Genomic DNA, 22,915 nt, shown 5'->3' with positions numbered 1-22,915 from the left:
GCCAGCGGCACCACCGTGCACACCCCGATCGGCGGCGCGGTCTCCGACGGCCACACCTACGGCTGGAACGTCTGGACCGAGGACGGCACCCTGGGTGGTCCGAGCTCCCCGTACTGCTACTTCAACGTCGACCTCAGCGCCCCCACCCAGGCCGCCGTCGCCCCGTCGGCGGACTTCCCGCCGCTGGGCAGCGGCAGCACCCCGGCCAAGCACGCCGGTGACGACGCGTCCGTCACCGTCACCGCCACCGACCCGGTGCCCACCGGCTGCAACCTCGCCGCCTGCATCAACTCCGGCGTCCAGGGCTTCCAGTACTCGCTGGACGCGAACATCCCCGCCACCGCGCCCGTCCACCAGGCGAGCGTCACGGGCGGCGTCGCCTCCCTGAGCGTCCCGATCACCGTGCCCAGCAACCAGTGGGGCACCCACACCCTGTACGTCCGCGCCGTCGACAACGCGGGCAACACCCAGCCCGCCGCCACTACCTACAGCTTCTACGCCCCGTGGAACCCGACCGCCAAGGTCACCGCGGGCGACCTGACCGGTGACGGCGTGCCCGACCTGCTGGCCACCGCCACCGACGGCAACCTGACGCTGATCGGCGGCAACACCGCCCCCGGCACCACCCCGGTGACCGCCTCCACCCCGGCGCAGAGCCCGGACGGCAGCGGCTGGGACAACTACCTGGTCGCCCACCGCGGCAGCATCGTCCAGCAGGACAAGGACGACCTGTTCGCCTACCAGAAGCAGAAGCACAACCTGTACGTCTACAAGAACGACGCGGTCGCGTCCGGGACGGCCGGGCACTTCACCCTGCCCCAGGACCTCCAGGGCCCACTGCACCGCCCGCACTGCGTCGCCACGACGGCGGGTGACTGCTCCGGCTACAACGCGGCAGACTGGTCCTCGGTGACCCAGATGGTCGCCGCCGGGCCGCTGTCCATCGGCGCCTACAACGCGGCCCACCCCACCCAGAAGGTCGGGCCGGCCGCCGACCTGATCACCGTCGAGAACGGCAAGCTCTGGTACTACATCTCCGGGGGCGACTCGACCAGCTACTTCGACAGCGCCTACCAGATCGGCACCGGCGACTGGAACATCCTCACCGTGGTCGGCGTCGGCAACGTGGGCGCCGTCACGGCCGGGACCGGCAGCGGGGCGACCTCCGTCGGCGGCACCCCGACCCTGTGGGTGCGCAACGACATCACCGGCGCGATCAGCAGCTTCCGGCTGACCTTCGACACCGACGGGCTGCCCACCGCCACCATCGGCGCCCCGACCCGGGCCCCGCTGGTCTCCGACGTCCTGGGCACCGACGGCAAGAACATGTGCCTGGACATCGACCACTCCGGGACCGCCGACGGCACCAAGGCCCAGATGTGGACCTGCAACGGGTCCGACGCCCAGAGCTTCACCCTGGGCCGCGACAACACCGTGCACGCCCTCGGCAAGTGCCTCGACGCGAACTGGGCCGGCACCGACAACGGCACCCTCGTCCAACTGTGGACCTGCAACAACGGCGCCGCCCAGAAGTGGGTGCCCGGCCCGTTCGCCGGCTCGCTGCTCAACCCCAACTCCGGGCGCTGCCTGGCCGATCCGGCTGCCTTCAACACCCCCGGCACCCAGGTGATCCTCTGGGACTGCCTGGCCGGCCACGGCGAGCAGAACTGGGCCGCCACCGCGAACTCCGTCCTCCCGGCCGCCCAGCCGGTCCTGCCGCTGGGCGTCGGCAGCAAGGCGTACCCGACCCTGTCCACCCCGGGTGACGTGGACGGCGACGGCAACCCCGAGATCTACGCCCTCTCCACCGAGAACAGCATCCTGCGCGTCCCCGGCGCCAGCCCGTTCACCGGCCCGCTCGTCGACGAGTGGAAGCTGGACGGGACCACCGACAGCGTCCGCACCAACAACCTGACCCTGAACGGCGGCGCCACCAGCGCCACCGACAGCGTCCTGGGCCAGGTGCTCTCGCTCGACGGCACCACGGGCTACGCCACCAGCGCGACCACCGGCGTGGACACCAGCCAGAGCTTCACCGTCTCCGCCTGGGTCAACCTGCGGGACAAGCTCCCGACCCAGAACGTCACCGCCGTCTCCCAGGACGGCACCCAGAACTCCGGCTTCTACCTGCAGTACAACGCCACCCTGAACAAGTGGTGCCTGAACACGATGGCCACCGACACCGCGACCTCCAACGGCAGCCCCTACAGCCCCTGCGCCAGCGCGAACGTCGCACCCAACACCTGGGTCCACCTGACCGGCAGCTACGACGCCGCCGCCAAGAGCACCAAGCTCTACGTCAACGGCACCCTCTCCGCCTCCACCACCGGACTGGTCAACTGGTCCGCCGGCGGCAAGGTCGTCATCGGCGCCGGGCTCTACCACGGCTACCGCACCGACTACTTCCCCGGCCTGGTCAGCGACGTCCAGCTCCGCACCGGCGCGCTCGCCGACACCGCCCAGTTCGGCCCCGCGGGCACCCTGGGCTACTTCCAGGCCCGGCCCGCCGACCGGTGGAAGCTCGCCGACACCACCGACAGCGTCCGGACCAACGACCTGACCGTGAACGGCGGCGCCGCCCTCGGCACCGACGGCGCCCGCACCGTCCTGAACGGCAACGGCACCGACGGCTACGCCAGCAGCGCCACCAGCAGCCTCGACAGCAGCAAGAGCTTCACCGTCTCCGCCTGGGTCAAGCTCACCAACCTCGGCGCCAACTCCACCTTCGTCTCGCAGTCCGGCACCCAGGCCAACGGCCTCCAGCTGTACTACTCCGCCTACTACCACGCCTTCGCCTTCGGCAAGGGGCTCGCCGACGACACCTCCGGCAACTTCAGCGCCGTCTACGGCCCCACCACCGGAGCCGCCGCACCCACCGCCGGCACCTGGTACCACCTCACCGGCGTCTTCGACGCCACCACCAACCAACTCGCCCTCTACGTCAACGGCACCCAGGCCGCCACCGCCGCCTACACCGGCACCGCCTGGAACGCCACCGGCGCCCTCCAGATCGGCCGCCGCCTCTACCAGGGCGGCTACGGCGAGTACCTGGCCGGCTCGGTCAGCGACGTCCAGACCTACGGCACCGCGCTGTCCGCCATCGGCGTCTCCCAGCTGCCCAACGGGATCCTGGCCCCCGCCCCGGTCCAGCTGAGCTGACCCGCGGCCCGAACCGAACCGGCCCGGTTCCCGCGGTGACCACCGCGGGAACCGGGCCGGTTCCGTCCCGCCGCCCGGCTCAGCCGACGGCGGCCTCGGCCAGCGCCCGCTGCCGGTACTCCCGGGGCGGGAGGCCGTGGGCGGCCTTGAAGGCGCGGGTGAACTCGGAGGCGCCGAGCATGCCGTAGCGGGCCGCGACGGCGTGGATCGGCACGGCGCGCAGCGCCGGATCGGCGAGGTCGCGCCCGGCCCGCTCCAGCCGCTGCCGCCGGATGAAGGCCGCGACCGTCTCGCCCTGCGCGTACTCGGTGAACAGCCGGTGCAGGTAGCTGAGCGAGATGTGGTGGGCCGCCGCGATCACCGGCGGCGCCAGCCGGGGGTCGTGCAGGTTGCGCCGGACGAACGCCCGGACGCTCTCGACCAGCGCCCGGTGCCTGGCCTCCTGCGGCTGCGCGTCCTCCGCGTCGAGTTCGCGCAGCAGCCAGGCCCCGATCAGGTCGACCATCAGTCCGCCGAGCCGGGCCGCCTCGGCGGGCTGCAGCGCGTCGGCCTGCCGGCCCAGGCCGACGACGAACTCCTGGAGCAGCGCGCCGGTGCCCGAGCGCCCCGACAGCTTGCGCACCATCAGCTCGCGGAGCCGGTGCGCGGGCACCGGCAGCAGCGCCGAGGGCAGGTCGATGGCCAGGCCCTCCACCCCGCGCCGGTCCGGCGGCGTGTCCGGGGAGCCGAGGGTGCGCGTGTCGTACGGGTAGGAGCTGTGCGCGAGGAAGAAGTCGCCGACCCCGACCAGTTCGGCCCGCTCCCCGACGGAGGTCGCGGCCAGGGCGTACCCGGAGGTCAGGACCGTCAGGTGGAGCAGTTCGGCGTCCTCGCGCTTGATCATGCGCTCGGTCCGCCGGACCCGGATCGACGGGAAGGAGGTCTGGGTGAGCGCGACCGGCCCCAGGTCGAACTGCCGCATCCGCGCGGTGAAGGTGTCGACGTGGTCGCTGCTCATCTCCGCGGCCCGGTGCTGCCCCATCGCCTCCCGCCAACGCTCGAAGCACTCCGGCCCCGAGGGCTCCTCGTCCTCGAACCCGTCCATCCGCTCCATCCGCTCCATCCGTACCGCCTCCTGGCCGACCTCTCTCGACCCGTGCTCCTGCCGCGGACGGCAGGACTCTGCCACAGTCCCTCCGATCCTCCCAGTCGACGGGTCCGCCGCCTCCGGCCGGGGGGGGCATGGGGCTCGTCAGCCCCGGTCGTCGTCGTACCCGCTGGTGCCCTCGTCCAGCAGCGGGCCGTCGGCGGGCCGCGGGTGCTTGAGGTGGGCGGGGGCCAGCGCGCGCAGGCCGTGGTAGCCGAGCAGGGTGATCAGGGTACCCAGCGCGATGCCGCCGAGCTCGAAGTCGTCGGTGAACTCCAGCGTCACGTTGCCGATGCCGACGATCACGCCGGCCGCGACCGGCACCAGGTGCAGCGGGTTGGTGAGGTCGACCTTGTTGTGGATCCAGATCTGCGCGCCGAGCAGGCCGATCATGCCGTACAGCACCACGGTGATGCCGCCGAGCACGCCGCCCGGGATCGCCGCGACCACCGCGCCGAACTTCGGGCACAGGCCGAACAGGATCGCGAAGGCGGCCGCGCACCAGTAGGCCGCCGTCGAGTACACCCGGGTCGCGGCCATCACGCCGATGTTCTCCGCGTACGTGGTGGTGGCCGGGCCGCCCACCGCCGTGGACAGCACCGTCGCCGCGCCGTCCGCCATGATGGCGGTGCCCATCCGGTCGTCCAGCGGGTCGCCCGTCATCTCGGAGACCGCCTTCACGTGCCCCGCGTTCTCCGCGATCAGCGCCACCACCACCGGCAGCGCCACCAGCACCGCCGAGGCCGAGAAGCTGGGGGCGTGCAGCGAGGGCAGGCCGATCCACTCCGCCTTGCCGACGCCCGACAGGTCCAGCCGCCAGTGCTCGGTGGACGCGCCGCCCAGCGGGGAGTCGATCTTCCCGAAGACCCGGTCGAACAGCCAGGAGACGGCGTAGCCGAACAGCAGCCCCAGGAAGATCGCGATCCGGGACCAGAACCCGCGCAGCACCACCAGGGCCAGGGCCGTGAACGCCATCACCAGCAGCGCCGTCCACTGGTCCTGCGGCCAGTACGTCCCGGCCGCGACCGGCGCCAGGTTGAAGCCGATCAGCATCACCACCGCGCCGGTGACCACCGGCGGCAGCACCGCGTGGATCACCTTCGCCCCGAACCCCTGCACCACCGCCCCGCAGGCCGCCAGCACCGCGCCCACCACCAGCAGCGCGCCGGTCAGCGTCGCCGCGTCCCCGCCCTGGGCCTTGATCACCGCGGCCACGCCGACGAACGACAGGCTGGAGCCCAGGTAGGACGGGATCCGCCCCTGCGTCACCAGCAGGAAGAACACCGTGGCCACGCCCGACACCATCACCGCGAGGTTCGGGTCCAGCCCCATCAGGACGGGCGCCACGAACGTCGCCCCGAACATCGCCACCACGTGCTGCGCCCCGAGCCCGACCGTCCGCCCCCAGGACAGCCGCTCGTCCGGACGCACCACCGCCCCGGGCCGCGGCGCCCGCCCGTCCCCGTGCAGCTTCCACCCGAACCCGACCTTCATCCCGCGTCCCATCTCTCCGACCGGCCAGAACACACGTCGGGTCATGATCCCCCACCCCCGCCGCGGGGCCGCGGCAGGCCGGGCGTGTCAGCCTCCGGACCCGGGAACGCGCCCCCGGCCGGGCATTCGCAGGGATCTCACAGGACTTCCGCAGGGCGTTCGCAGGACGCTCGCAGCGCAGTGACGTGACGGACCACCGACCGCGGGCGTTCCGGACGGGCGGCCGTCGGCCGGATTTCCGGGTAACGGGTTCACCACCACCGGGAAAAGGGCGGTCGTGAATATCCGCGCCGAACGATCGTGGACGATTCACCGGCACCGGATTTCCGTTCGCCCCCGTTCCGCATTGTCCGGCTGTCAGTGAACGTCCAGGCCCGGAGCATCGAAATGCTCCGGGCCTGGACGTTCGCTGGAAACCGCGGTCAGCCGGCGGCGGCGAGGCCGTACGCCCAGAGGCTGTTGACCCGGCTGCGCTCGGTGCTGTTCGGGTACGGGTTGGTGCAGGAGGTGCCGGGGCCGCCGCCGGACATCAGCTCGCTGCACGGGCCGGTGTAGTGGTCGGGCAGGCCGAGCACGTGGCCGGTCTCGTGCGCGATCACCCTCAGTGAGCTGTACTGCCGGTTCTGCGCGTAGTCGAGGAAGATGTAGCCGCTCCCGTGGCCGTCGGTGGAGGCGTAGGAGCCGCGCGAGTCGTTGCCCTCGTAGTAGCGGAAGTCGGCGTTGGTGCCGGAGCGCAGCTGGACGTTGCCGACCGAGGAGTTCCAGATCTGCGCGCTCTGCGCGATGACGGTGCGGAAGGACGGGGCCTGGCTGGCGTCGTAGGTGACGGCGACGGTCAGCAGGTATGGGTTGGCGGCCTGCTTGGCCCGGGCCGACTTCATCACGGCCTCGTAGAACGCCTTGTTGCCGGCGTCCTGGGCGGAGTTCGCGGCGAGGCCCGCGGACGGGGTGTAGCCCTGGACGGCCCCGGCGGGGGCGGTGGGGGCGGCGGCCGTGGCGGGCACGGCGGCGGCGCCGGCCGCGAGGACCAGTCCGAGGGCGGCGGCGAGCACGGTCATGGAGCGGTTCATGGGGGGACTCCATTCGCGGGTCCCGGCGGCCGTGGGGAGGCCGGCCGGGACGCGGTGACGGGTGGTTGCACCGAGCTTGGGGCAGCACGGGCGGGGCGCGGAGATGGCAACCGGCGATAGCCCGGTCCAATGCCCTTGCACCGAAAGCGGTTTGACGAAGCGAGGGCAGCTCTTGACATGCTCTTGGCAGGCGAGGGGCGGCTGGCTATGCTCCCGTGATGGAGCTCGACGTCCGACACCTCCGGGTGCTGTGCGCGATCGCGGACACCGGCAGCGTCCGGAAGGCCGCCCGTCGGCTCGGCATGACCCAGCCCTCGCTGACCACCCAACTGCACCGCATCGAACGGACCGTCGGCGGACGGCTGTTCACCCGCGAACGGACCGGCAGCCGCCCCACCGCGCTCGGCCACTCGGTGCTCTCCCGCGCCCGACCCGTGATCACCGAGATGGACGCCCTGGTCGCCGCCGCCCGCGCCGAGGCCGCCGGACCCGGCCGCCGCCGCCTGCGGATCGGCAGCGTCGGCAGCCGCGCGGTCCCCGCCTGGCTGCGCCGCATCCACGACCGGCTCCCGGAGACCGACACCACCATCCACATCGACATCTCGGCGATCGCCCTGCTCCACCTGGTCGCCGCCGAACAGCTCGACACCGCCTTCGTGCACGAGAGCGAGGGCTTCCCGCTGCACCTGCCGGCCGGCACCGAGCAGCGGGTGCTGGTCACCCGCGAACCCCAGTTCGTCGCCCTCGCCGAGACCCACCCCGCCGCCGGCCGGCCGGTCGTCGCCCTCGCCGACCTCGCCCACGACACCTGGATGGTCGACCCCACCGCCGACCACGAGTACGCCGCCCTGCGGCGGGCCTTCGCCGGGGCCGGCCTCGACCCGCGCGTCGTCCAGGTCCGGGACAACGCCACCGCCGCCGAACTCGTCGCCGCCGGCGAAGCCGTCCGCCCCTGCCAGCCCACCTCGCCCCCCGGCCCCGGCACCGTCCTGCGCCCCGTCCACGGCGACCCGCTCGCCGTCCGCCTCCTCCTCACCTGGCGCCCCGACACCGTCGACCCGCCGACCCTCGACGGCCTCTGGTCCGACCTGCGCCACGCCTACCTCGACCTGGCCGCCGCCAACCCCGCCTACCGGGCCTGGCTCCACCGCCTGGGCCGCCCGCTGCACACCCTCCTCGCCCCGACGGGGCCGCCGCCCTGAACCGCGCCCCGCATGCGGGGGCGCCGGTGCGGGGAGACTCCCACCCGGCGGCCGACCGGGAGCGGGCCCGGGGCCCGCGGCGGAACGGAGTTGACGCACCGTGGAACGACGCCTGTCGGTGGCGACGCACTGGGGGAGTTTCGTCGCGGTGGTCGAATCCGGCCGCCTGCTGCGGATCGAGCCGCGCGGTGACGACCCGGCGCCGTCGCCGATCGGCCCCGGCATGGTGCGGGCCGCCGAGGACGGCGCCCGGGTGCTGCGCCCCGCGGTGCGCAAGGGCTGGCTGGACGGGCTGCCGCGGGTCGGCGAGCGGGCCCGGGGCTCGGACGGCTTCCTGGAGGTGAGCTGGGAGGACGCGCTCACCCTGGTGAGCGACGAACTGCGCCGGGTCCGGGCCCGGCACGGGGACGGCGCGGTGTTCGGCGGGTCGTACGGCTGGGCGAGCGCGGGCGCGCTGCACCACGCGCAGGGGCAGTTGCAGCGCTTCCTGGCGCTGGGCGGGGGCTACACCGACTCCCGCAACACGTACAGCACGGCGGCGCTGGAGGTCGTGCTGCCGCACGTGATCGGCGGGCACCCGTGGAGCTACCAGTCCCGGATGCCGCTGTGGGACGAGATCGCCGAGCACGGCGAACTCGTGGTGGCGTTCGGCGGGTTGGCGCTGAAGAACAGCCAGGTCAACCCCGGCGGGCTGGCCCGGCACCGGACCGGGGAGCTGCAGCGCCGGTGCCGCGAGGCCGGGGTGCGGTTCGTGAACGTCAGCCCGATCCGCCGGGACACCGCCGACTTCCTCGACGCCGAGTGGCTGCCGATCGTCCCGAACACCGACACCGCCGCGATGCTCGGCATCGCGCACACCATGCTGGTCAACGGCTGGCACGACGAGGACTTCCTGCGGCGGTGCTGCACCGGGTTCGACCGCTTCGCCGGCTACCTGCTCGGCGAGGCCGACGGCGTGCCCAAGGACGCCGCCTGGGCCGCCCGGATCACCGGCCTCGACCGCGACACGATCACCGGCCTGGCCCGCCGGCTGACCGAGCGGCGCTCCCTCGTCGTGGTCAACTACGCGGTGCAGCGGGCGGACCACGGCGAACAGCCGATCTGGATGTCGGTGGTGCTGGCCGCCATGGCGGGCTCGATGGGCCGGCCGGGCGGCGGCTGGGGCGCGGGCTACGCGACGATGGACGCGACCGGCGTCGCCCCGGGCCGTCCCCCGGTGGCGTCGTTCCCCGGGGTGCCCAACCCCGTCCCGGACTTCATCCCGGTGGCGCGGATCGCCGACGCCCTGCTGCACCCGGGCCGGACGATCGACTACGACGGGCGGCGCCTGACCCTGCCCGAGCTCCGGCTGGTCTACTGGTGCGGGGGCAACCCGTTCCACCACCACCAGGACCTGCACCGGCTGGCCCGGGCCTGGCAGACCCCCGACACGGTGGTGGTGCACGAGGCGTGGTGGAACACCACGGCCAAGTTCGCGGACATCGTGCTGCCCGTCGCCACCGGCCTGGAGCGCGACGACTTCACCGCCGGGTTCTGCGACCCGCACCTCACCGCGATGCCGAAGGTCCGCGAGCCGGCCGGCGAGTCCCGCACCGACCACCGGATCTTCGCCGACCTGGCCGCCCGGCTCGGCTACGGACGGGAGTTCACCGAGTCGCGCTCCGAGTCCGCGTGGGTCCGGCACCTGTACGAGCAGACCCGGGCCGCGCTCGGCGACGAGGCCGCGCTGCCGGACTTCGACGAGTTCTGGCGCCGCTCCACGGCCGAACTCCCCGCGCTGACCGGGCCGTTCCCCGGCAGCTTCGCGGCGCTCCGCGCCGATCCGGAGCGCTTCCCGCTGGCGACGCCCTCGGGCCGGATCGAGGTCTTCTCCGCCGAGGTCGACTCCTTCGGCTACGACGACTGCGCCGGGCACCCGACCTGGTACGAACCGGCCGAGTGGCTCGGCGGCGCCCTGGCCGGGCGCTACCCGCTGCACCTGGTCTCGAACCAGCCCGCCTCCCGGCTGCACAGCCAGTACGACAACGGCGGCCGCAGCCTCGACTCGAAGGTCCGCGGCCGCGAGCCGGTGACGCTGAACCCGTCGGACGCCGCGGCGCGCGGCATCGAGGACGGCGCGGTCGTCCGCCTCCACAACGACCGGGGCAGCTGCCTGGCCGGCGCGGTCCTCTCGGACGAGGTCAGGCCGGGCGTCGTGCAGCTGTCCACCGGAGCCTGGTGGGACCCGGTGCGGCCGGGGCGGGGCGGGTCCCTGGACCGGCACGGGAACCCCAACTCGCTGACCGCGGACCGGCCGTGCTCGCGCCTGTCCCAGGGCCCGAGCGCGCTCAGCGCGCTGGTCGAGGTCGAACTCCATGACGAGCCGCTGCCCGATGTGCTCGCCTTCGTCCCGCCTCCGATCGAACACTGAACCGGGGGACGGAACCGCTCCGGCCCGCCCGCTTGCCGCTGCGTGAGCGGGTGGGTACGGTGCGCAACCGTGACAGCACTTCGAGAGCGCAAGTACGGCCAGTGGTTCAGGGGCGCCGACGTCGACGGCGACGGGTTCATCACCCGGCGGGACGTCCGGATGATGAGCGAGCGCTACATCGCGGCCCGCGGCATCGCACCGGACTCCGACGAGGCCCGCCCGCTCCTCGGCCGGATGGACGGGTTCTGGGCCGACGTGATCGCCCCGATGGACCGGAACGGCGACGGGAAGGTCGACCTGCGGGAGATGGTCGACGGGTTCCGGCAGGCCCTGACCGACCCCGCCCGGTACCCGGAGCAGATCGGGCCGGTGGCCGACTGCTTCTTCGACCTCGTCGACCTCGACGGGAACGGCAGGATCGACCGGGCCGAGTTCCAGCTGATGTTCGACGCGGTGGCCGCCGTCCCCGGCGGGGACTGCGCCGAGGTGTTCGCGGCCCTGGACCTGGACGGCTCCGGCGGCCTGGACCGCGACGAGTTCCACCGGGCCGTCCTGGAGTTCTTCTACGGCGACGACCCCGCCGCCGCCGCCAACCACCTGTTCGGCCGGCTCGCCGACTGACCGGCCCGGGGCCCGCCGGAGCGGGCTCCGGAGCACCGGACGCTCAGGACGGCCAGGACGCTCAGGACGGCAGGCGGCCCTGCAGCGCGCTGGTCAACGCGGCGATGCAGTCCGCGAGTTGGCGGTCGCTCAGCCGGGCCGGATCGCCGCCGCAGTCGGCGCCGGCGGCCGGGCCGGTGGGCTGCGGGGTGGCGGTGGGCTGCGGGGTGGCGGTGCCGGTGGGCTGCGGGGCGGGCGTCGCGGTGGGTTCGGGTTGCGGCCGGCCGCCCGGCGGGGTGATCGGGCCCTGGAGGGAGACCAGGTTGGGGGTGACCGTGGCGTCGCCGGAGAGGTCGATGTAGTCCTGGGTCTGGCCGTTGAAGTCGACGAAGCCGCGCCACCTGTCGTGCCCGAACGGGATGATCTCCTGGAGCGCGCCGTTCTCGCCCGCGCTGATGGTGATCGAGGTCTGCTGGGCCATGTAGGAGACCATCCGGCTGGCCAGCACGTCGAGGTTGACCGAGGGGGCGTCGTCGGCGCGGACGTACACGTGCAGGTCGTTGAGGTCCGTGCCGACCCGGTCGGCCTGCAGGACGGCGAAGGCGACCACCAGTTGGGAGGAGCTCTCCCGGGGCACCAGCGGCGTCACGTAGTACAGGTGGCCGTCGGCCTTGGAGCGGAGCAGGAACTCGCCGGGGTTGGTGGCGTTGGCGGCGGCCGAGGTGTGGTCGTAGCCGAAGTTCCGGTCGTCCTTGGCGCCGCGGCCACCGAGCCACTGCACTTCGTGGATCTGGGAGCGGACCACCGAGGCCGGGTAGACCGCGCCGGGCAGGTCGCCGGGGGAGGCGGTGGGGCGGTAACCGATGTCGGGGCGGCCGTCGGCCGAGCCCTTGAGCACCAGGACGCCGGCCGGGGCGAGCACGGTGCGCTGCTTCCAGGCGGTCTGCTTGGCCACCGAGATGACGACGACGGGCCGCGCGGTGCGGACGTCCGGGCCGTCGCAGTAGCCCCAGACGTCCTGGTCGCTGTAGACCAGGTCGGGGAAGCGCTCGGCGAGCAGGTTGCGCAGGCTGACCGCGCCGGTGCCGCCGAACGCCCGGTCGAAGGCGTGGTCGCCGCCGAAGGCGCAGGACGCCACCGAGTTGGAGCCGCCATTCCAGACCGCGACGCCCTCCATCGGCTGCTCGCCGGAGCCGTCCAGCACGGCCGTCCACACCCCGCTGCCGTTCGCGCCCGCACCGGGCAGGTAGTGCAGGCTGTGGCCGAGCAGTCGGACGCCGGAGGTCAGGCCCGCGCTGTCGGTGAGCGCCTTGGTGGCGGCCGCGTAGGAGGCGGTGCGGGCCTCGAAGTCGAAGTCCGGCATCGGGGCGGTCTTGACGCAGGCCGGGACGTCGGAGCCGCCGACCAGGTCGCAGCGGGTGCCGTCGCCGGGGCGGCTGTGCTCGGTCACGGGCAGCACCGAGCGCGGGGTGGCCGCCCCGCCCGCCGGGACGTCCAGCACGGTGGCGCGGGCGTAGTAGCGGCCCGCGTCCTTGTCGTCGTCCCACAGGCCGGTGCCGGCCCGCACCAGCGAGCCGAGCACGGCCAGCACCACGACGGCCGTCGCCGCCCGGGAGCGCCAGTCGCGGTGGCCCGCACCGGACTCCTCGACCACGTACCGGACCGCGACCGCGCTGCCTGCGAAGCCGACCGCCAGCCAGAACCAGAACAGCGGGGCGGCGTCCCACGGCCCGCCGTGCGGGAAGAACTGGCGGCCGATCAGCAGCGCGTAGCTCTGGTCCTGCTGGCCGAAGCCGCCGAACACGACGTGCTTGACCAGCCAGGTGAGCACCGCGAGCAGCGGCATCCAGAGCCACCAGGCGGCCAACCCCAGTAGTGCGTCGCGCAGTGCCCCGCGGACCCGTGTGCGTGCCATCCCCGTTCCCCTCCCCCGGCCCGCCCCGCACGGCGGGCCCCCTGGTCCGTCCTTCCCCCCGGGCCCGCCCGGCACGCTTCCGAACGGACGGGCGTACCGGGCGGGACCGGCGGTCGGGCACGTCGACCGCGTCGAGCAGAGCATGGCATGACGGTCCGTCAGGCGGCCCCGGCGGCCTCCCGCAGGCTGGCGGCGAGGTGCTCGCCGAGCAGGTGTCCGCTGTAGCCGCGGACGCCGTCGTGCACCGTGGAGGCCAGCACCAACTGGTGCCACACTTCGCCCGGCGAGGGCACCAACGCCTGCGGTCAGAGCTGGAGTTGCACGACGATCTGCCGGCCGGCCAGCAGCGCGGCGAGCGTCAGCAGGCGCAGCGCCGTCCAGCGCAGCGCTTGCGCGGCGCGCCGCCGGCCACCGTCGTCACCGCCGCCGTCACCGCCGCCGTCACCGCGCTCATGCCGCGCCCGGCCCGGCGACGAGCCCGGCGCCCCGCTCGGCGTCCCGCTCGGCCTCCCGCTCGGCCTCCCGCTCGGCCTCCTGCTCGGCGTCCAGCTGGGCGACGAGCGCGCGCACCCGGGGGACGACCTCCTCGCCGACCCGGTACGCCTCCTCCAGGTGCGGGTAGCCGGAGAGGATGAACTCCTCGACGCCCAGGGCCCGGTACTCGGCGAGCCGGGCGGCGACCTCGTCGTGCGAGCCGACCAGCGCGGTGCCGGCGCCCTCCCGGACCAGGCCGATCCCGGCCCACAGGTTGGGGGCGACCAGCAGGTCGCGGGCGGTGGCGGTGCCGCCGCCGTGCAGGGCGGTCATCCGGGCCTGGCCGGTGGAGTCCATCGCGGCGAACCGGGCCTGGCTGGCGCGGACGGCCTCCGGGTCGATGCCGGCCAGGATCCGGTCGGCCTCGGCCCACGCCTGCTCGGCGGTGTCCCGGCTGATCACGTGCAGCCGCAGCCCGTAGCGCAGGGTGCGGCCCTGTTCGGCGGCGATCGCGCGCAGCCGGGTGATCCGCTCGCCGATCGCGGACGGCGGTTCGCCCCAGAGGAGTTGGACGTCGGCGCGGCGGGCGGCGACCCGTTCGGCGGCGGGCGAGGCGCCGCCGAAGTACAGCGGGACGGGGTGCTGGACGGCGGGGTCGACGAGTTGGGCGCCGTCGAGGTGCAGGTGTTCGCCCCGCCGGTCGACGCGCTCGCCCGCCAGCAGGTCGCGCAGCGCGGCCATCACCTCGTCGGTGCGGGCGTAGCGCTCGTCGTGGGCCAAGTGGTCGCCGTAGGCGCGCTGTTCGGCCGGGTCGCCGCCGGTGACCACGTTCAGCCGGAGCCGGCCGCCGGCGAACCGGCGGAAGGCGTCGGCCTGTTGGGCGAGCAGGGTGGGGCTGGCGAAGCCGGACCGGAAGGCCACCAGGAAGCCGATCCGGCTGGTGTGCTGGGTGAGCGCGGTGGCCAGGATCCACGGGTCGACGCAGCCGAGGCCGACCGGGGCGAGCAGCGCGGTGAACCCGGCCTGTTCGGCGGCCCGGGCGACCTGCGCCAGGTAGCCGACGTCGGCGGGGCGGCGGGTGGCGGCGCCGGTGCGGCCCTGCACGGCGGTGACGCCGCCGGGGTCGCGGCCGTCGCCGCCGGTGGGCAGGAACCAGTGGAACACGGGGGTGCTGGCAGGCACGGGGGTCCTCTTCTCCGGGGGTGGCCGGGGCAGCGGGAGGGGGGCGGCCGCTCCGCCCCGCGCCGGTCCGGCGCGGACGGGGTACGGACGGTGCGGGGGCGGGTGCGGCGGCGGGGGCGTACCGGCGGTACCGCGGGCGGACGTACGGGCGTGCGGACGCGGGGGTACGGGGGCCTACGGGTGGAACCGGGGGGCGCGGACGCTCAGGCGCGGCGACAGGCAGCGGAGCACACCCGGAGGAGGTCGATGTGACCCCGGGTGGTCAGGAAGACGCGCCGCGACATGGGCCGGAAGTTACCACGTCCGGGCCGGTCGGGGTCAGGGACGGTCCGCATCGTGGTCACGGCGTCCACCTGGTGTCCGGTGCGCCGCCTCGGACACCGTCACGCACATTTCGGCGCAGGTCCGGTGACGTTCGGTCAGATCTTCGATGAACTGCGCCCCTCGTAGGCGGACATTTCGCTCAACCACTTGACCGCGTCCTGTACGTCGCTATCGTCTCCCTCAGTATCCGGTCTAGACCTATGGCCGTCTCCCGACCTGTCGTACCGGTCGTACGGAGGAGCACCGCTCGTGTCCGCCCCACCGCGCCACGGCGGCCTCCGACGTACCCCGACGGCCCGGGCGGACCTGAACCCCCACATCAGGAAGGCACCCCACATGCAGACCAAGAGAAAGGTGACCGCCGTCGTCGGCGCGCTGGTCGCCCCGCTGCTCGGCATGACCATGACCGCGGGCAGCGCCAGCGCCCACGGCTGGATCACCAACCCGCCGAGCCGCCAGGACCAGTGCGCCAACAACGTGGTCAGCTGCGGCCAGATCAAGTACGAGCCGCAGAGCGTCGAGGGCCCGAAGGGCCTGACCAGCTGCTCCGGCGGCCACGCCGAGTACGCCGAGCTGGACAACGACAACCTGGGCTGGAAGGTCACCAACGTGTCCTCCGTCCAGACCTTCACCTGGCACTTCACCGCCCGGCACTCCACCGCGAACTGGCAGTACTACATCGGCAACCAGCTGATCGCCACGTTCCCGGGCAACAACGCCCAGCCGCCGGCCGACCTCAGCCAGACCGTGAACTTCGGCAGCTTCACCGGCCGCCAGAAGGTCCTCGCGGTGTGGAACGTCTCGGACACCGCGAACGCGTTCTACTCCTGCATCGACGTCAACATCGGCGGCACCGGCGGGACCACGGGCGGCACCACCGGCGGGACCACGGGCGGGACCACCGGCGGCACGACCGGTGGCACCACCGGCGGTGGCACCGGCACCTGCACCGCTGCCGCCTGGAACTCGACCGCGGCCTACAACAGCGGCACCACCGTCTCCTACGGCGGCCACAACTGGCGCTCCAAGTGGTGGACCCAGGGCGAGCAGCCCGGCACCACCGGCCAGTGGGGCGTCTGGGACGACCTCGGCGCCTGCTGACGGACCCACCGGGCACCCGCGACCCGGCTGACCGGCCGACGGCCCCCTGTGGGGGAGGGCCCTCCGGTCCGGCCACCGGACCGCAACGCGCCCCCGACCGCTGCCACCGGCCCCACCCGGCGGCAGCGGTCGGGGGCTTCCGCGTTCCCTGCTCCCCGTCCGCGCCGGAGCGCGGCGGCGCCCCGCTCCGCCGTGCTCCGGCGGAACCGCTCCGGGCGGCCCGACCCGCATGATCCACTTCCGCTCCGGAGGGGGTAGCCTGCACCGGCGACCCCGCCGTCCGCCGCACCCACAGGAGCCACCGTGACGCCGCCCACCGCCCCCGCCCGGACCACCGTGCGCCCGGCCCGCCCCGAGGACTTCGCCCAGTGGCGCGCCCTGTACCGGGGCTACGCCGAGTTCTACCGGGTCGACCAGACCGAGGAAGCCGCCGCCCTGACCTGGTCCTGGATCCAGGACCCGGCCCACGAGGTGGACGCCCTGGTCGCCGAGGCCCCCGACGGCCGCCTGGTCGGCCTCGCCCACTACCGCCCGTTCGCCCGCCCGCTCTCCGCGTCCACCGGCTGCTACCTCGACGACCTCTTCGTCGCCCCCGACGCCCGCGGCTCCGGCGCGGCGGACGCCCTGCTCGCCCGGCTGCGCGAGACCGCGGCCGAACGCGGCTGGAGCGTGGTCCGCTGGATCACCGCCGACGACAACCACCGGGCCCGCACCAAGTACGACCGCTTCGCCACCCGCACCATGTGGGTCACCTACGACATGGCCCCGCAGGACGCCTAACGGCGGGTCGGGCGGGGGCGGTCAGGCGGTGACGGGGGCGGGGCGGGCACGACACCGATCAGGGCGATGCCGTTGACGACGACGACGGTCGGGGTGCCGTTGCAGCCGGGGCCGAAGTGCTCGGTCGTCAGGCCGCAGGCGCGCCGGGAGGTGTCGCCCCGGAGGCCGGAAGGCCCGGAGGCCCGGAGGCCGGGGCCTGGAGGCCGGAAGGCCCGGAGCCGCCGGGAGCGCCCCGGCGGCTGGTGGGCCGCACCGCTGGCCGCCGGGGATCCGCGCCCCTCACCCTCCGCGCGGCAGCGCGTCCAGGAGGGCCCGGGCCGGGCCGTCCAGGGCCGGGGTGAAGAGCGCCTCCCGCCGGTGCACCAGCCGGGGGGTGCGCACCGGCAGGGCCACCGTCCCGGCCGGCGCCCCGGTGCCGGCGGCGAGGGTGTGCGGGAGCACCGCGAGGCCGTGGCCCGTCGCGCACAGGGTGAGCAGTGCGGTCGCGTCCTGGCCCTCGTAGCCGGCGGCGGCCGGGAAGGCGCCGCCGGTCAGGACGCGCAGGTCGGCCAGCGGGGCGGCGATGCCGGAGGCGTCGAGCCAGGACGCGTCGGCGAGCCGGTCGAGGTCGACGGCCGTCCGGCGGCGCAGCGGGTGGCCCGCCGGGCAGAGCACCGCGCACGGCTGCTCCCCCAGTCCGGCCTGCCGGACGGGTCCGAGGTCGCCCAGGGCCAGCGGTCCGCCAGGGGCGGTGTAGCCGTCGGTGACGCCGATCGCGCAGCGTCCGGCGGCGACCTCGACGGCCACCGCCCGCCGGGGCAGCACCCGGACCCGGATCCGTAGCCGCGGTTCCGCCTCCCGCACCCGGGCGAGGGCCCGCGCGACCGTGGCGTCCAGCCCCAACGGGGAGGCCGCGAGCAGCAGTTCGGGCCGCTCGGGGCCGGAGAGCCGCCGGACGTCGGCCCGGGCGGCGTCCATCCGCTCCAGCAGCAGCCGGGCGTGCTCGATCATCCGCTCCCCGGCCGGGGTCGGCCCGACCGGCCGCCGGTGCAGCAGCGGCGCGCCCAACTCGCCCTCCAGCGCGGCGATCTGCTGCGACACCGCGGACTGGGTGTAGCCGAGTTCCAGGGCGGCCGCGGAGAACGAGCCGAGCCGGGCCACCGTGACGAGCGTCCTGAGCAGGTGCGAATCCACGCCCACCAGTGTGCGGCCCCCGCCGGACGGGCCGATCAGCGGCGCTGATCGGCCAGCAGGAACGCGTGTTGGACCGCCCCGGCGGAGCGCGGCCAGGATGACTGGGCATGGAGACCGCAGCGAACGCCCCCCGCACCACCCCGGCCGCCCCGACCGCCGGCCCCGCCCCCAGCGCCCCCAGCGCCGGAATCGCCCGGAGCGCCCGGATCGCCCTGGTCGGCGACCGTTCCCCGCACGTCCCGGCGCACCGGCAGGGGCCGCGGATGCTGGCCGCGCTGCCGGACGCGGGCGGACCGGCCGTCGAGCCGTACTGGGTGGGGACGGCGGAGGTGGACCCGGCGGAGCTGGCGGAGTTCGACGGGATCTGGCTGGTGCCGGGCAGCCCGTACCGCAGTGAGGCGGGGGCGGTGGCGGCGGCCCGGACGGCCCGGGAGCGGGGGGTGCCGTTCCTGGGGACGTGCGGCGGGTTCCAGCACGCGGTGCTGGAGTTCGCCCGGCACGCGTGCGGCATCACCGGGGCGGCGCACGCCGAACAGCAGCCCGAAGCCGGGGAGTTGGTGATCGTGCCGCTGTCCTGCTCGCTGTACCGGCAGGAGGGCGGGATCCGGCTCTCCTCTGGTTCGGCCGCGCACCGGCTGCTGGGCGCGGAGCGGGCCACCGCCCGTTACAACTGCGGCTACACGCTCGCCCCCGGCTACCTGGAGGCGCTGCGGGCGCACGGGATGCGGTTCACCGGGCACGACCCGGACGGTGCCGTCCGGGTCGCCGAACTGCCGTCCCACCCCTTCTGGTTGGCGACGCTGTTCCAGCCGGAGCTGTCCCCGGAGCACGAGGGCCCGCACCCGTTCGTCCGCGCCTTCGCCGAGGCGGCGGCCCGGGCGGCGACGGCCCGGGCGACGGCGGCCCGCGGGTCGCGGCCTCCCCGCTGACGCCGCGGGTGAACCAGGACCAAAGCCACTTGATCCGGGCCTCCGGACCCGTGCTGGCCGAGTTGACCAGCCGCCACCCGGGGCAGGTGGTGCACCTGCGCCGCGAGCACGGCGGCCAGGGCAAGGCGCACACCCTCAACCACCACTGGTCGACCCGCGCACCTTCCGCCGCTGCTGGCGCGAGGCACTGATCTACCCGGGCCCGGTCGCCACCGCGATCCTGCTGGTCACCGCCCTGCCCGGGCTGTTCCTGCGGCTGCTGGCGGGCGCCGGGCCGCCCACCGGTCACCTGCTCATGCTGCTGGTGTACGCCTGCCACGGCCGACACCACCGACACCGTCGACACCACCGAGCCGGTGCGGCGGCGGGCCGCCGAACCGACTCCGGCGGACCGCCGCACGACCGGCGGCTGCTGTGGGGCGAACTGGCCGTCCTGCTGCTGATCGCGCTGGCCCTGCTCGCCCTGATGGCGGTGGGCGGCCTGCCCCGGCCGTTCTGACCCCGCCCGGCGGACCGCCCCCTCCGCTCAGCCCCGCAGCCGGGCCAGCAGCGTGCTCCACCACCCGCGCCGCTGCGGCGGCACCACCGGCGGTGCGGGCGGCAGCGGCGGCCTGACCGCCGACCGCGGACCGGGAACGGTCGCCCCCGAAGCAGTCGGAGCAGCCGGCGCAACTGGCGCGGCGGACGGCGTCGACGCCAGCGTCCCCGCACCCCCGGCCATTCCCGTCCCGGCCCCCGCGGCCGCGCCCGCGGCCCCGGCCGCCTGCTGCGGATACAGCTCGGAGCGCGGGGTGAACCGGGCCGGCAGCTCGGCCAGGTGGCGCGACATCCAGTTGCCCCGCCACACCAACTCGCTCTCCTCGACCGAGAGTTGCAGATCGGGGAGCCGGGTCAGCAGGATGTCGATGCCGGATTCGGCGATCGCCCGGCCGATCTCCTGCCCGGGGCACTCGTGCGGGCCGCTGCCGAACGCCAGGTGCGAGCGGTTGCCGAACAGCGGGGTGTCCAGGTCGGGCCGGACCACCGGGTCGGCGTTGCCCGCCGCGACGCCGAGCAGCAGCATGTCCCCGGCCTTGATCGCGCGTCCGCCGAGTTCGGTGTCGCCGGTCGCCCAGCGGCCCGGCACCAGCATGAACGGCGGCGAGTCCCACAGGACTTGGTCGAGGGCGTCGGGCAGGGTCATCTGGCCGCCGGACAGGTGGGCGCGGAACCGGCTGTCGGTGAGGACCATCTTCAGCGTCTCGGAGATCAGGTTGCTGGTGGTCTCGTTGGCGGCGAGCAGCACCGAGCGCAGGTGCTCCAGCACCTCCTCCTCGTTCAGCCCGGACTCGTGCTCGATCAGCCAGGTCACCAGGTCCTGCCCGGGCTCGCTGCGCTTGCGCTCCACGGTGCGGCGCAGCGACTCGACCACGTACTCGTTGCTGGCGACGGCCGTCTCGGTGCCCTTGACCAGGTCGCGGGCGGCCTCGACCAGTCGCGGGCCGTACTCCTCGGGCATGCCGAGGAGTTGGGTCATCACCAGCATCGGCAGGTGCTCGGCGAACTGGGAGACCAGGTCGACCCGGCCGCTGTCGCCGAACCCGGCGATCAGCTGGTCGGAGAAGCGGGTGACGAAGCGCCGCATGCCGCGCCGGTCGAAGCGGTTCAGGCCGTCGGTGACGGCGGTGCGCAGCCGCCGGTGCTCCTCGCCGTCGACGAAGGAGCAGGTCGGCTGCCAGGCGATCACCGGCAGCACCGGCGAGTCGGGGGCGACCCGGCCCTGGCGGAACTCGGTCCAGCGCCGCGAGTCGCGGGAGAACCGGGACGGGGTGCGCATCGCGGTCAGGTTGGCCGAGTAGCCGAGCACCAGCCAGGCCGGCAGGTCGCCGTGCAGCAGTACGGGGGCCACCTCGCCGTGCTCGGCGCGCAGCTTCTCGTAGAAACCGGCCGGGTCGGCCTCGGCCTCGGGGCCGAACAGCCGCAGCAGTTCGCCGCCCCCCGGCCCGCCGCCGGCGCGGTGGGCGGGACAGCCGGGCGGCGGGACGAGCCCGCCCTGGTACGCGTGCTCTTCGTACGTCACGGGGCAACAACTCCGGTGCGAAAAGGATGAATGGGTGGACCGCCGGCCGGACGCCGGCCGACTGCCCGGCCGACCGACTGCCCGGCCGGGCGTCAGCCGACCGGCTGGGCGGCCGCGGCCGTCCCCGCGGGCCGGGCGGCGAGGTCGTACAGGTAGCGCATCAGGGCCATCAGCACGTCCCGGCTGGACTCCCGGGAGCGGGCGTCGCACTGGACGATCGGCACGTGGTGCGGCAGGTCGAGCGCGGCGCGCAGCTCGTCGACGGGGTAGCCGGGCGACTCGGGGAAGCCGTTGATCGCGACCACGAACGGGACGCCGCGGTCCTCCAGCCGGCCCAGCACGTCGAAGGAGACCTCCAGGCGGCGGGTGTCGACCAGCACGACCGCGCCGAGCGCGCCCTCGAACAGGCCGTTCCAGAGGAACCAGAAGCGCTCCTGGCCGGGCGTGCCGAAGACGTAGAGCACCAGTTCGTCGCTGATGGTGATCCGGCCGAAGTCCATCGCGACGGTGGTGGAGCTCTTGCGCTCCACCCCGGCCAGGTCGTCGATGCCGACGCCGGCCTCGGTCATGGTCTCCTCGGTGGTCAGCGGGCGGATCTCGCTGACCGCGCCGACCAGGGTGGTCTTGCCGACCCCGAAGCCGCCGACGATGACGACCTTGACGGCGGTGGCCACGGTCGCCGGGAGCAGCTCGGCCTCGCGCGGCCCGCGCGGCTCAGAGCCGTTGAAGTCCATGGATCACTGCCTCCAGCAGGGAAAGGTCGGGAAGGGCGGCCGGCGGGACGGGGGCGCGGACCTCGATCCGGCGTTCGGCGAGCAGGTCCGCGAGCAGGACGGTGACCAGGCTGTTCGGCAGCCGCAGGTACGCGGAGATCTCGGCGACCGACAGCGGGGAGGAGCAGATCCGCAGGATCGCGGCGTGCTCGGGCTGCATGGTGGGTTCGGGCCGGGCGCGGGCGACGACCAGCGTGACCAGGTCGAACCCGGCGGTGGCGGACTTGCGGTCGCGCCCCCCGCTGATCACGTACAGCCGCTCCGGGTTGGCGTCCGCCCAGTCCTGGTTGCTCATCCCCGCACCTCGGTGTGGCCGGCGGCCGGTCGGCCCGTCGGCGGTGTTCCGGTGGGGCAGGTCGGCCCGGCCCTCCCGGTCGTTCCGGTCGGCCCCGTGGCCGCTGTCGCCACGGCCGCCGCTGTCGTCGCTGCTACCGCCGCTGTTCTTGCTGCTGCCGCCGCGGGCCGGGCGCCTGCGGCCGGTGACGCGGCCCGGCGGCCGGTCCGTCCGGCGGCGGTGCGGATCACGCGATCTGCTCGCTGCCGCGGACGGGGGTGGTCAGGTGCTCGCCGATCCGGGCGACCAGGTCGCGCATCCGCTGGCCGACCAGCCCGGCGTCCACGCCCTCGTCGGCGAGGACCGCCAGGTAGGCCCGGGAGCCGGCCGCCATCAGGTAGAAGAACCCGCCGCCGACCTCGATCACCACCAGCCGCATCCGCCCGTCGCCGCCCGGGAACTCGTGGCCGACCGCGTTGGCCAGGCTCTGCAGCCCGGCGCAGGCGGCGGCCAGCCGGTCCGCGGTGTCGGGGTCGGTGCCGTGCTGGGCCAGCCGCAGGCCGTCGGCCGACAGGACGATGACGTGCCGGATGCACGGGACGGTCTCCGCGAGGTCCCTGAGCATCCAGTCCATGTTGGTCCGTTGCTGAATCACTTGTCGCCTTTCCCTGCTGATTCGTCACTGGCGTGGCCGGGGCCGCCGGGTCCGGCGGACGGCGCGGTGCCGTTGACGCCGTTGGTGAAGGCGGCCAGCCACAGGCCGGGTTGGACCGGCTCGGGGGCGGGTGTCTGCGGCACCGGGGCGGCCTGCGCCACCGGGGCCGGGGCCGGGGCCGGGCTCTGCGCCGGGGCCGGGGCCGGCTGCGGGGC

The 22,915-nt window shown here is 74.5% G+C and carries 19 protein-coding genes and 1 pseudogene; 9 read left to right on the top strand and 11 right to left on the bottom strand.

Translation table 11 applies throughout. From position 1 onward, the window contains the following. Positions 1–3,159: LamG-like jellyroll fold domain-containing protein (locus ACWEO5_RS31775; RefSeq protein WP_452165611.1), on the top strand; the 3,159-nt coding region annotated here is incomplete at its 5' end. A gap of 79 nt (positions 3,160–3,238) precedes the next feature. Here the strand turns inward: ACWEO5_RS31775 and ACWEO5_RS31770 are convergent. From ACWEO5_RS31770 to snpA, 3 genes are all read right to left on the bottom strand, one after another. Beyond that, positions 3,239–4,252 (bottom strand): helix-turn-helix domain-containing protein, encoded by a 1,014-nt coding sequence (locus ACWEO5_RS31770; RefSeq protein ID WP_452165613.1) that lies wholly within the window; start codon positions 4,250–4,252, stop codon positions 3,239–3,241. A 138-nt stretch (positions 4,253–4,390) separates the two neighbouring features. Then, positions 4,391–5,779, bottom strand: coding sequence for a uracil-xanthine permease family protein (locus ACWEO5_RS31765; RefSeq protein WP_452165612.1), 1,389 nt, complete (start codon positions 5,777–5,779; stop codon positions 4,391–4,393). Between the two features lie 422 nt (positions 5,780–6,201). Beyond that, a complete protein-coding gene (gene snpA, locus ACWEO5_RS31760; protein ID WP_452165610.1) occupies positions 6,202–6,849 on the bottom strand; it encodes a snapalysin in 648 nt (215 codons plus the stop codon). A gap of 218 nt (positions 6,850–7,067) precedes the next feature. On the opposite strand from snpA, the gene ACWEO5_RS31755 reads away from it, so the two are divergent. The 3 genes from ACWEO5_RS31755 (at position 7,068) to ACWEO5_RS31745 (ending at position 11,082) form a co-directional block, all read left to right on the top strand. Next, positions 7,068–8,051, top strand: coding sequence for a LysR family transcriptional regulator (locus tag ACWEO5_RS31755; RefSeq protein WP_452165609.1), 984 nt, complete (start codon positions 7,068–7,070; stop codon positions 8,049–8,051). A gap of 100 nt (positions 8,052–8,151) precedes the next feature. Continuing rightward, complete coding sequence (locus ACWEO5_RS31750; RefSeq protein ID WP_452165608.1) at positions 8,152–10,461, top strand: molybdopterin-dependent oxidoreductase; 2,310 nt, start codon at positions 8,152–8,154, stop codon at positions 10,459–10,461. A 69-nt stretch (positions 10,462–10,530) separates the two neighbouring features. Beyond that, a complete protein-coding gene (locus ACWEO5_RS31745; protein WP_452165607.1) occupies positions 10,531–11,082 on the top strand; it encodes an EF-hand domain-containing protein in 552 nt (183 codons plus the stop codon). Between the two features lie 61 nt (positions 11,083–11,143). Here ACWEO5_RS31745 and ACWEO5_RS31740 read toward each other — a convergent pair whose 3' ends face one another. Both ACWEO5_RS31740 and ACWEO5_RS31735 read right to left on the bottom strand, forming a co-directional pair. Further along, complete coding sequence (locus ACWEO5_RS31740; RefSeq protein WP_452165606.1) at positions 11,144–12,976, bottom strand: PT domain-containing protein; 1,833 nt, start codon at positions 12,974–12,976, stop codon at positions 11,144–11,146. Positions 12,977–13,426: 450 nt separating this feature from the next. Then, entirely contained in the window at positions 13,427–14,632 is a 1,206-nt protein-coding gene (locus ACWEO5_RS31735; protein WP_452165605.1) for an LLM class flavin-dependent oxidoreductase, read from the bottom strand. Between the two features lie 660 nt (positions 14,633–15,292). Here ACWEO5_RS31735 and ACWEO5_RS31730 point away from each other — a divergent pair. Continuing rightward, positions 15,293–16,057 (top strand): lytic polysaccharide monooxygenase, encoded by a 765-nt coding sequence (locus ACWEO5_RS31730; protein WP_452165604.1) that lies wholly within the window; start codon positions 15,293–15,295, stop codon positions 16,055–16,057. A 303-nt stretch (positions 16,058–16,360) separates the two neighbouring features. After that, entirely contained in the window at positions 16,361–16,837 is a 477-nt protein-coding gene (locus ACWEO5_RS31725; protein WP_344551639.1) for a GNAT family N-acetyltransferase, read from the top strand. Between the two features lie 279 nt (positions 16,838–17,116). On the opposite strand, the gene ACWEO5_RS31720 is transcribed toward ACWEO5_RS31725, so the two are convergent. Then, positions 17,117–18,010, bottom strand: coding sequence for a LysR family transcriptional regulator (locus ACWEO5_RS31720; protein ID WP_452165603.1), 894 nt, complete (start codon positions 18,008–18,010; stop codon positions 17,117–17,119). A 107-nt stretch (positions 18,011–18,117) separates the two neighbouring features. Between ACWEO5_RS31720 and ACWEO5_RS31715 the strand changes: the two genes are divergently transcribed. From ACWEO5_RS31715 to ACWEO5_RS31705, 3 genes are all read left to right on the top strand, one after another. After that, the gene (locus ACWEO5_RS31715; RefSeq protein ID WP_452165602.1) at positions 18,118–18,939 is read left to right on the top strand and encodes a CTP synthase C-terminal region-related (seleno)protein; all 822 of its coding nucleotides are present in this window, start codon (positions 18,118–18,120) and stop codon (positions 18,937–18,939) included. 8 nt (positions 18,940–18,947) lie between these two features. Further along, positions 18,948–19,130, top strand: coding sequence for a hypothetical protein (locus tag ACWEO5_RS31710; RefSeq protein ID WP_452165601.1), 183 nt, complete (start codon positions 18,948–18,950; stop codon positions 19,128–19,130). A 104-nt stretch (positions 19,131–19,234) separates the two neighbouring features. Then, complete coding sequence (locus tag ACWEO5_RS31705; RefSeq protein ID WP_452165600.1) at positions 19,235–19,438, top strand: hypothetical protein; 204 nt, start codon at positions 19,235–19,237, stop codon at positions 19,436–19,438. A 27-nt stretch (positions 19,439–19,465) separates the two neighbouring features. On the opposite strand, the gene ACWEO5_RS31700 is transcribed toward ACWEO5_RS31705, so the two are convergent. The 5 genes and pseudogenes from ACWEO5_RS31700 to ACWEO5_RS31680 form a co-directional block, all read right to left on the bottom strand. Next, positions 19,466–20,998, bottom strand: coding sequence for a cytochrome P450 (locus tag ACWEO5_RS31700; protein WP_452165599.1), 1,533 nt, complete (start codon positions 20,996–20,998; stop codon positions 19,466–19,468). Between the two features lie 92 nt (positions 20,999–21,090). Continuing rightward, positions 21,091–21,732, bottom strand: a complete 642-nt coding sequence (locus ACWEO5_RS31695; RefSeq protein WP_344551648.1) for a GTP-binding protein — start codon at positions 21,730–21,732, stop codon at positions 21,091–21,093. Continuing rightward, entirely contained in the window at positions 21,713–22,066 is a 354-nt protein-coding gene (locus ACWEO5_RS31690; protein ID WP_033256906.1) for a DUF742 domain-containing protein, read from the bottom strand. The genes ACWEO5_RS31695 and ACWEO5_RS31690 overlap by 20 nt, the downstream gene beginning before the upstream one ends. A gap of 226 nt (positions 22,067–22,292) precedes the next feature. Continuing rightward, the gene (locus ACWEO5_RS31685) at positions 22,293–22,700 is read right to left on the bottom strand and encodes a roadblock/LC7 domain-containing protein (protein ID WP_344551649.1); all 408 of its coding nucleotides are present in this window, start codon (positions 22,698–22,700) and stop codon (positions 22,293–22,295) included. Beyond that, positions 22,697–22,915: pseudogene (locus ACWEO5_RS31680) on the bottom strand (ATP-binding protein); the annotation flags it as partial. The gene ACWEO5_RS31685 and the pseudogene ACWEO5_RS31680, both read right to left, overlap by 4 nt.

The sequence above is a fragment of the Kitasatospora sp. NPDC004272 genome (assembly GCF_053603035.1).
The sequence above is the reverse complement of the archived record's forward strand: the minus strand, read 5'-3'. Positions and strand labels throughout refer to the sequence as shown.

What these genes read in the sequence shown, in the direction of transcription:
- ACWEO5_RS31770 (WP_452165613.1), bottom strand. Translation starts at nt 4,252, where the DNA reads ATGGAGCGGATGGACGGGTTCGAGGACGAGGAGCCCTCGGGGCCGGAG.
- ACWEO5_RS31765 (WP_452165612.1), bottom strand. Translation starts at nt 5,779, where the DNA reads ATGAAGGTCGGGTTCGGGTGGAAGCTGCACGGGGACGGGCGGGCGCCG.
- snpA (WP_452165610.1), bottom strand. Translation starts at nt 6,849, where the DNA reads ATGAACCGCTCCATGACCGTGCTCGCCGCCGCCCTCGGACTGGTCCTC.
- ACWEO5_RS31755 (WP_452165609.1), top strand. Translation starts at nt 7,068, where the DNA reads ATGGAGCTCGACGTCCGACACCTCCGGGTGCTGTGCGCGATCGCGGAC.
- ACWEO5_RS31740 (WP_452165606.1), bottom strand. Translation starts at nt 12,976, where the DNA reads ATGGCACGCACACGGGTCCGCGGGGCACTGCGCGACGCACTACTGGGG.
- ACWEO5_RS31730 (WP_452165604.1), top strand. Translation starts at nt 15,293, where the DNA reads ATGCAGACCAAGAGAAAGGTGACCGCCGTCGTCGGCGCGCTGGTCGCC.
- ACWEO5_RS31715 (WP_452165602.1), top strand. Translation starts at nt 18,118, where the DNA reads ATGGAGACCGCAGCGAACGCCCCCCGCACCACCCCGGCCGCCCCGACC.
- ACWEO5_RS31705 (WP_452165600.1), top strand. Translation starts at nt 19,235, where the DNA reads ATGCTGCTGGTGTACGCCTGCCACGGCCGACACCACCGACACCGTCGA.
- ACWEO5_RS31695 (WP_344551648.1), bottom strand. Translation starts at nt 21,732, where the DNA reads ATGGACTTCAACGGCTCTGAGCCGCGCGGGCCGCGCGAGGCCGAGCTG.
- ACWEO5_RS31690 (WP_033256906.1), bottom strand. Translation starts at nt 22,066, where the DNA reads ATGAGCAACCAGGACTGGGCGGACGCCAACCCGGAGCGGCTGTACGTG.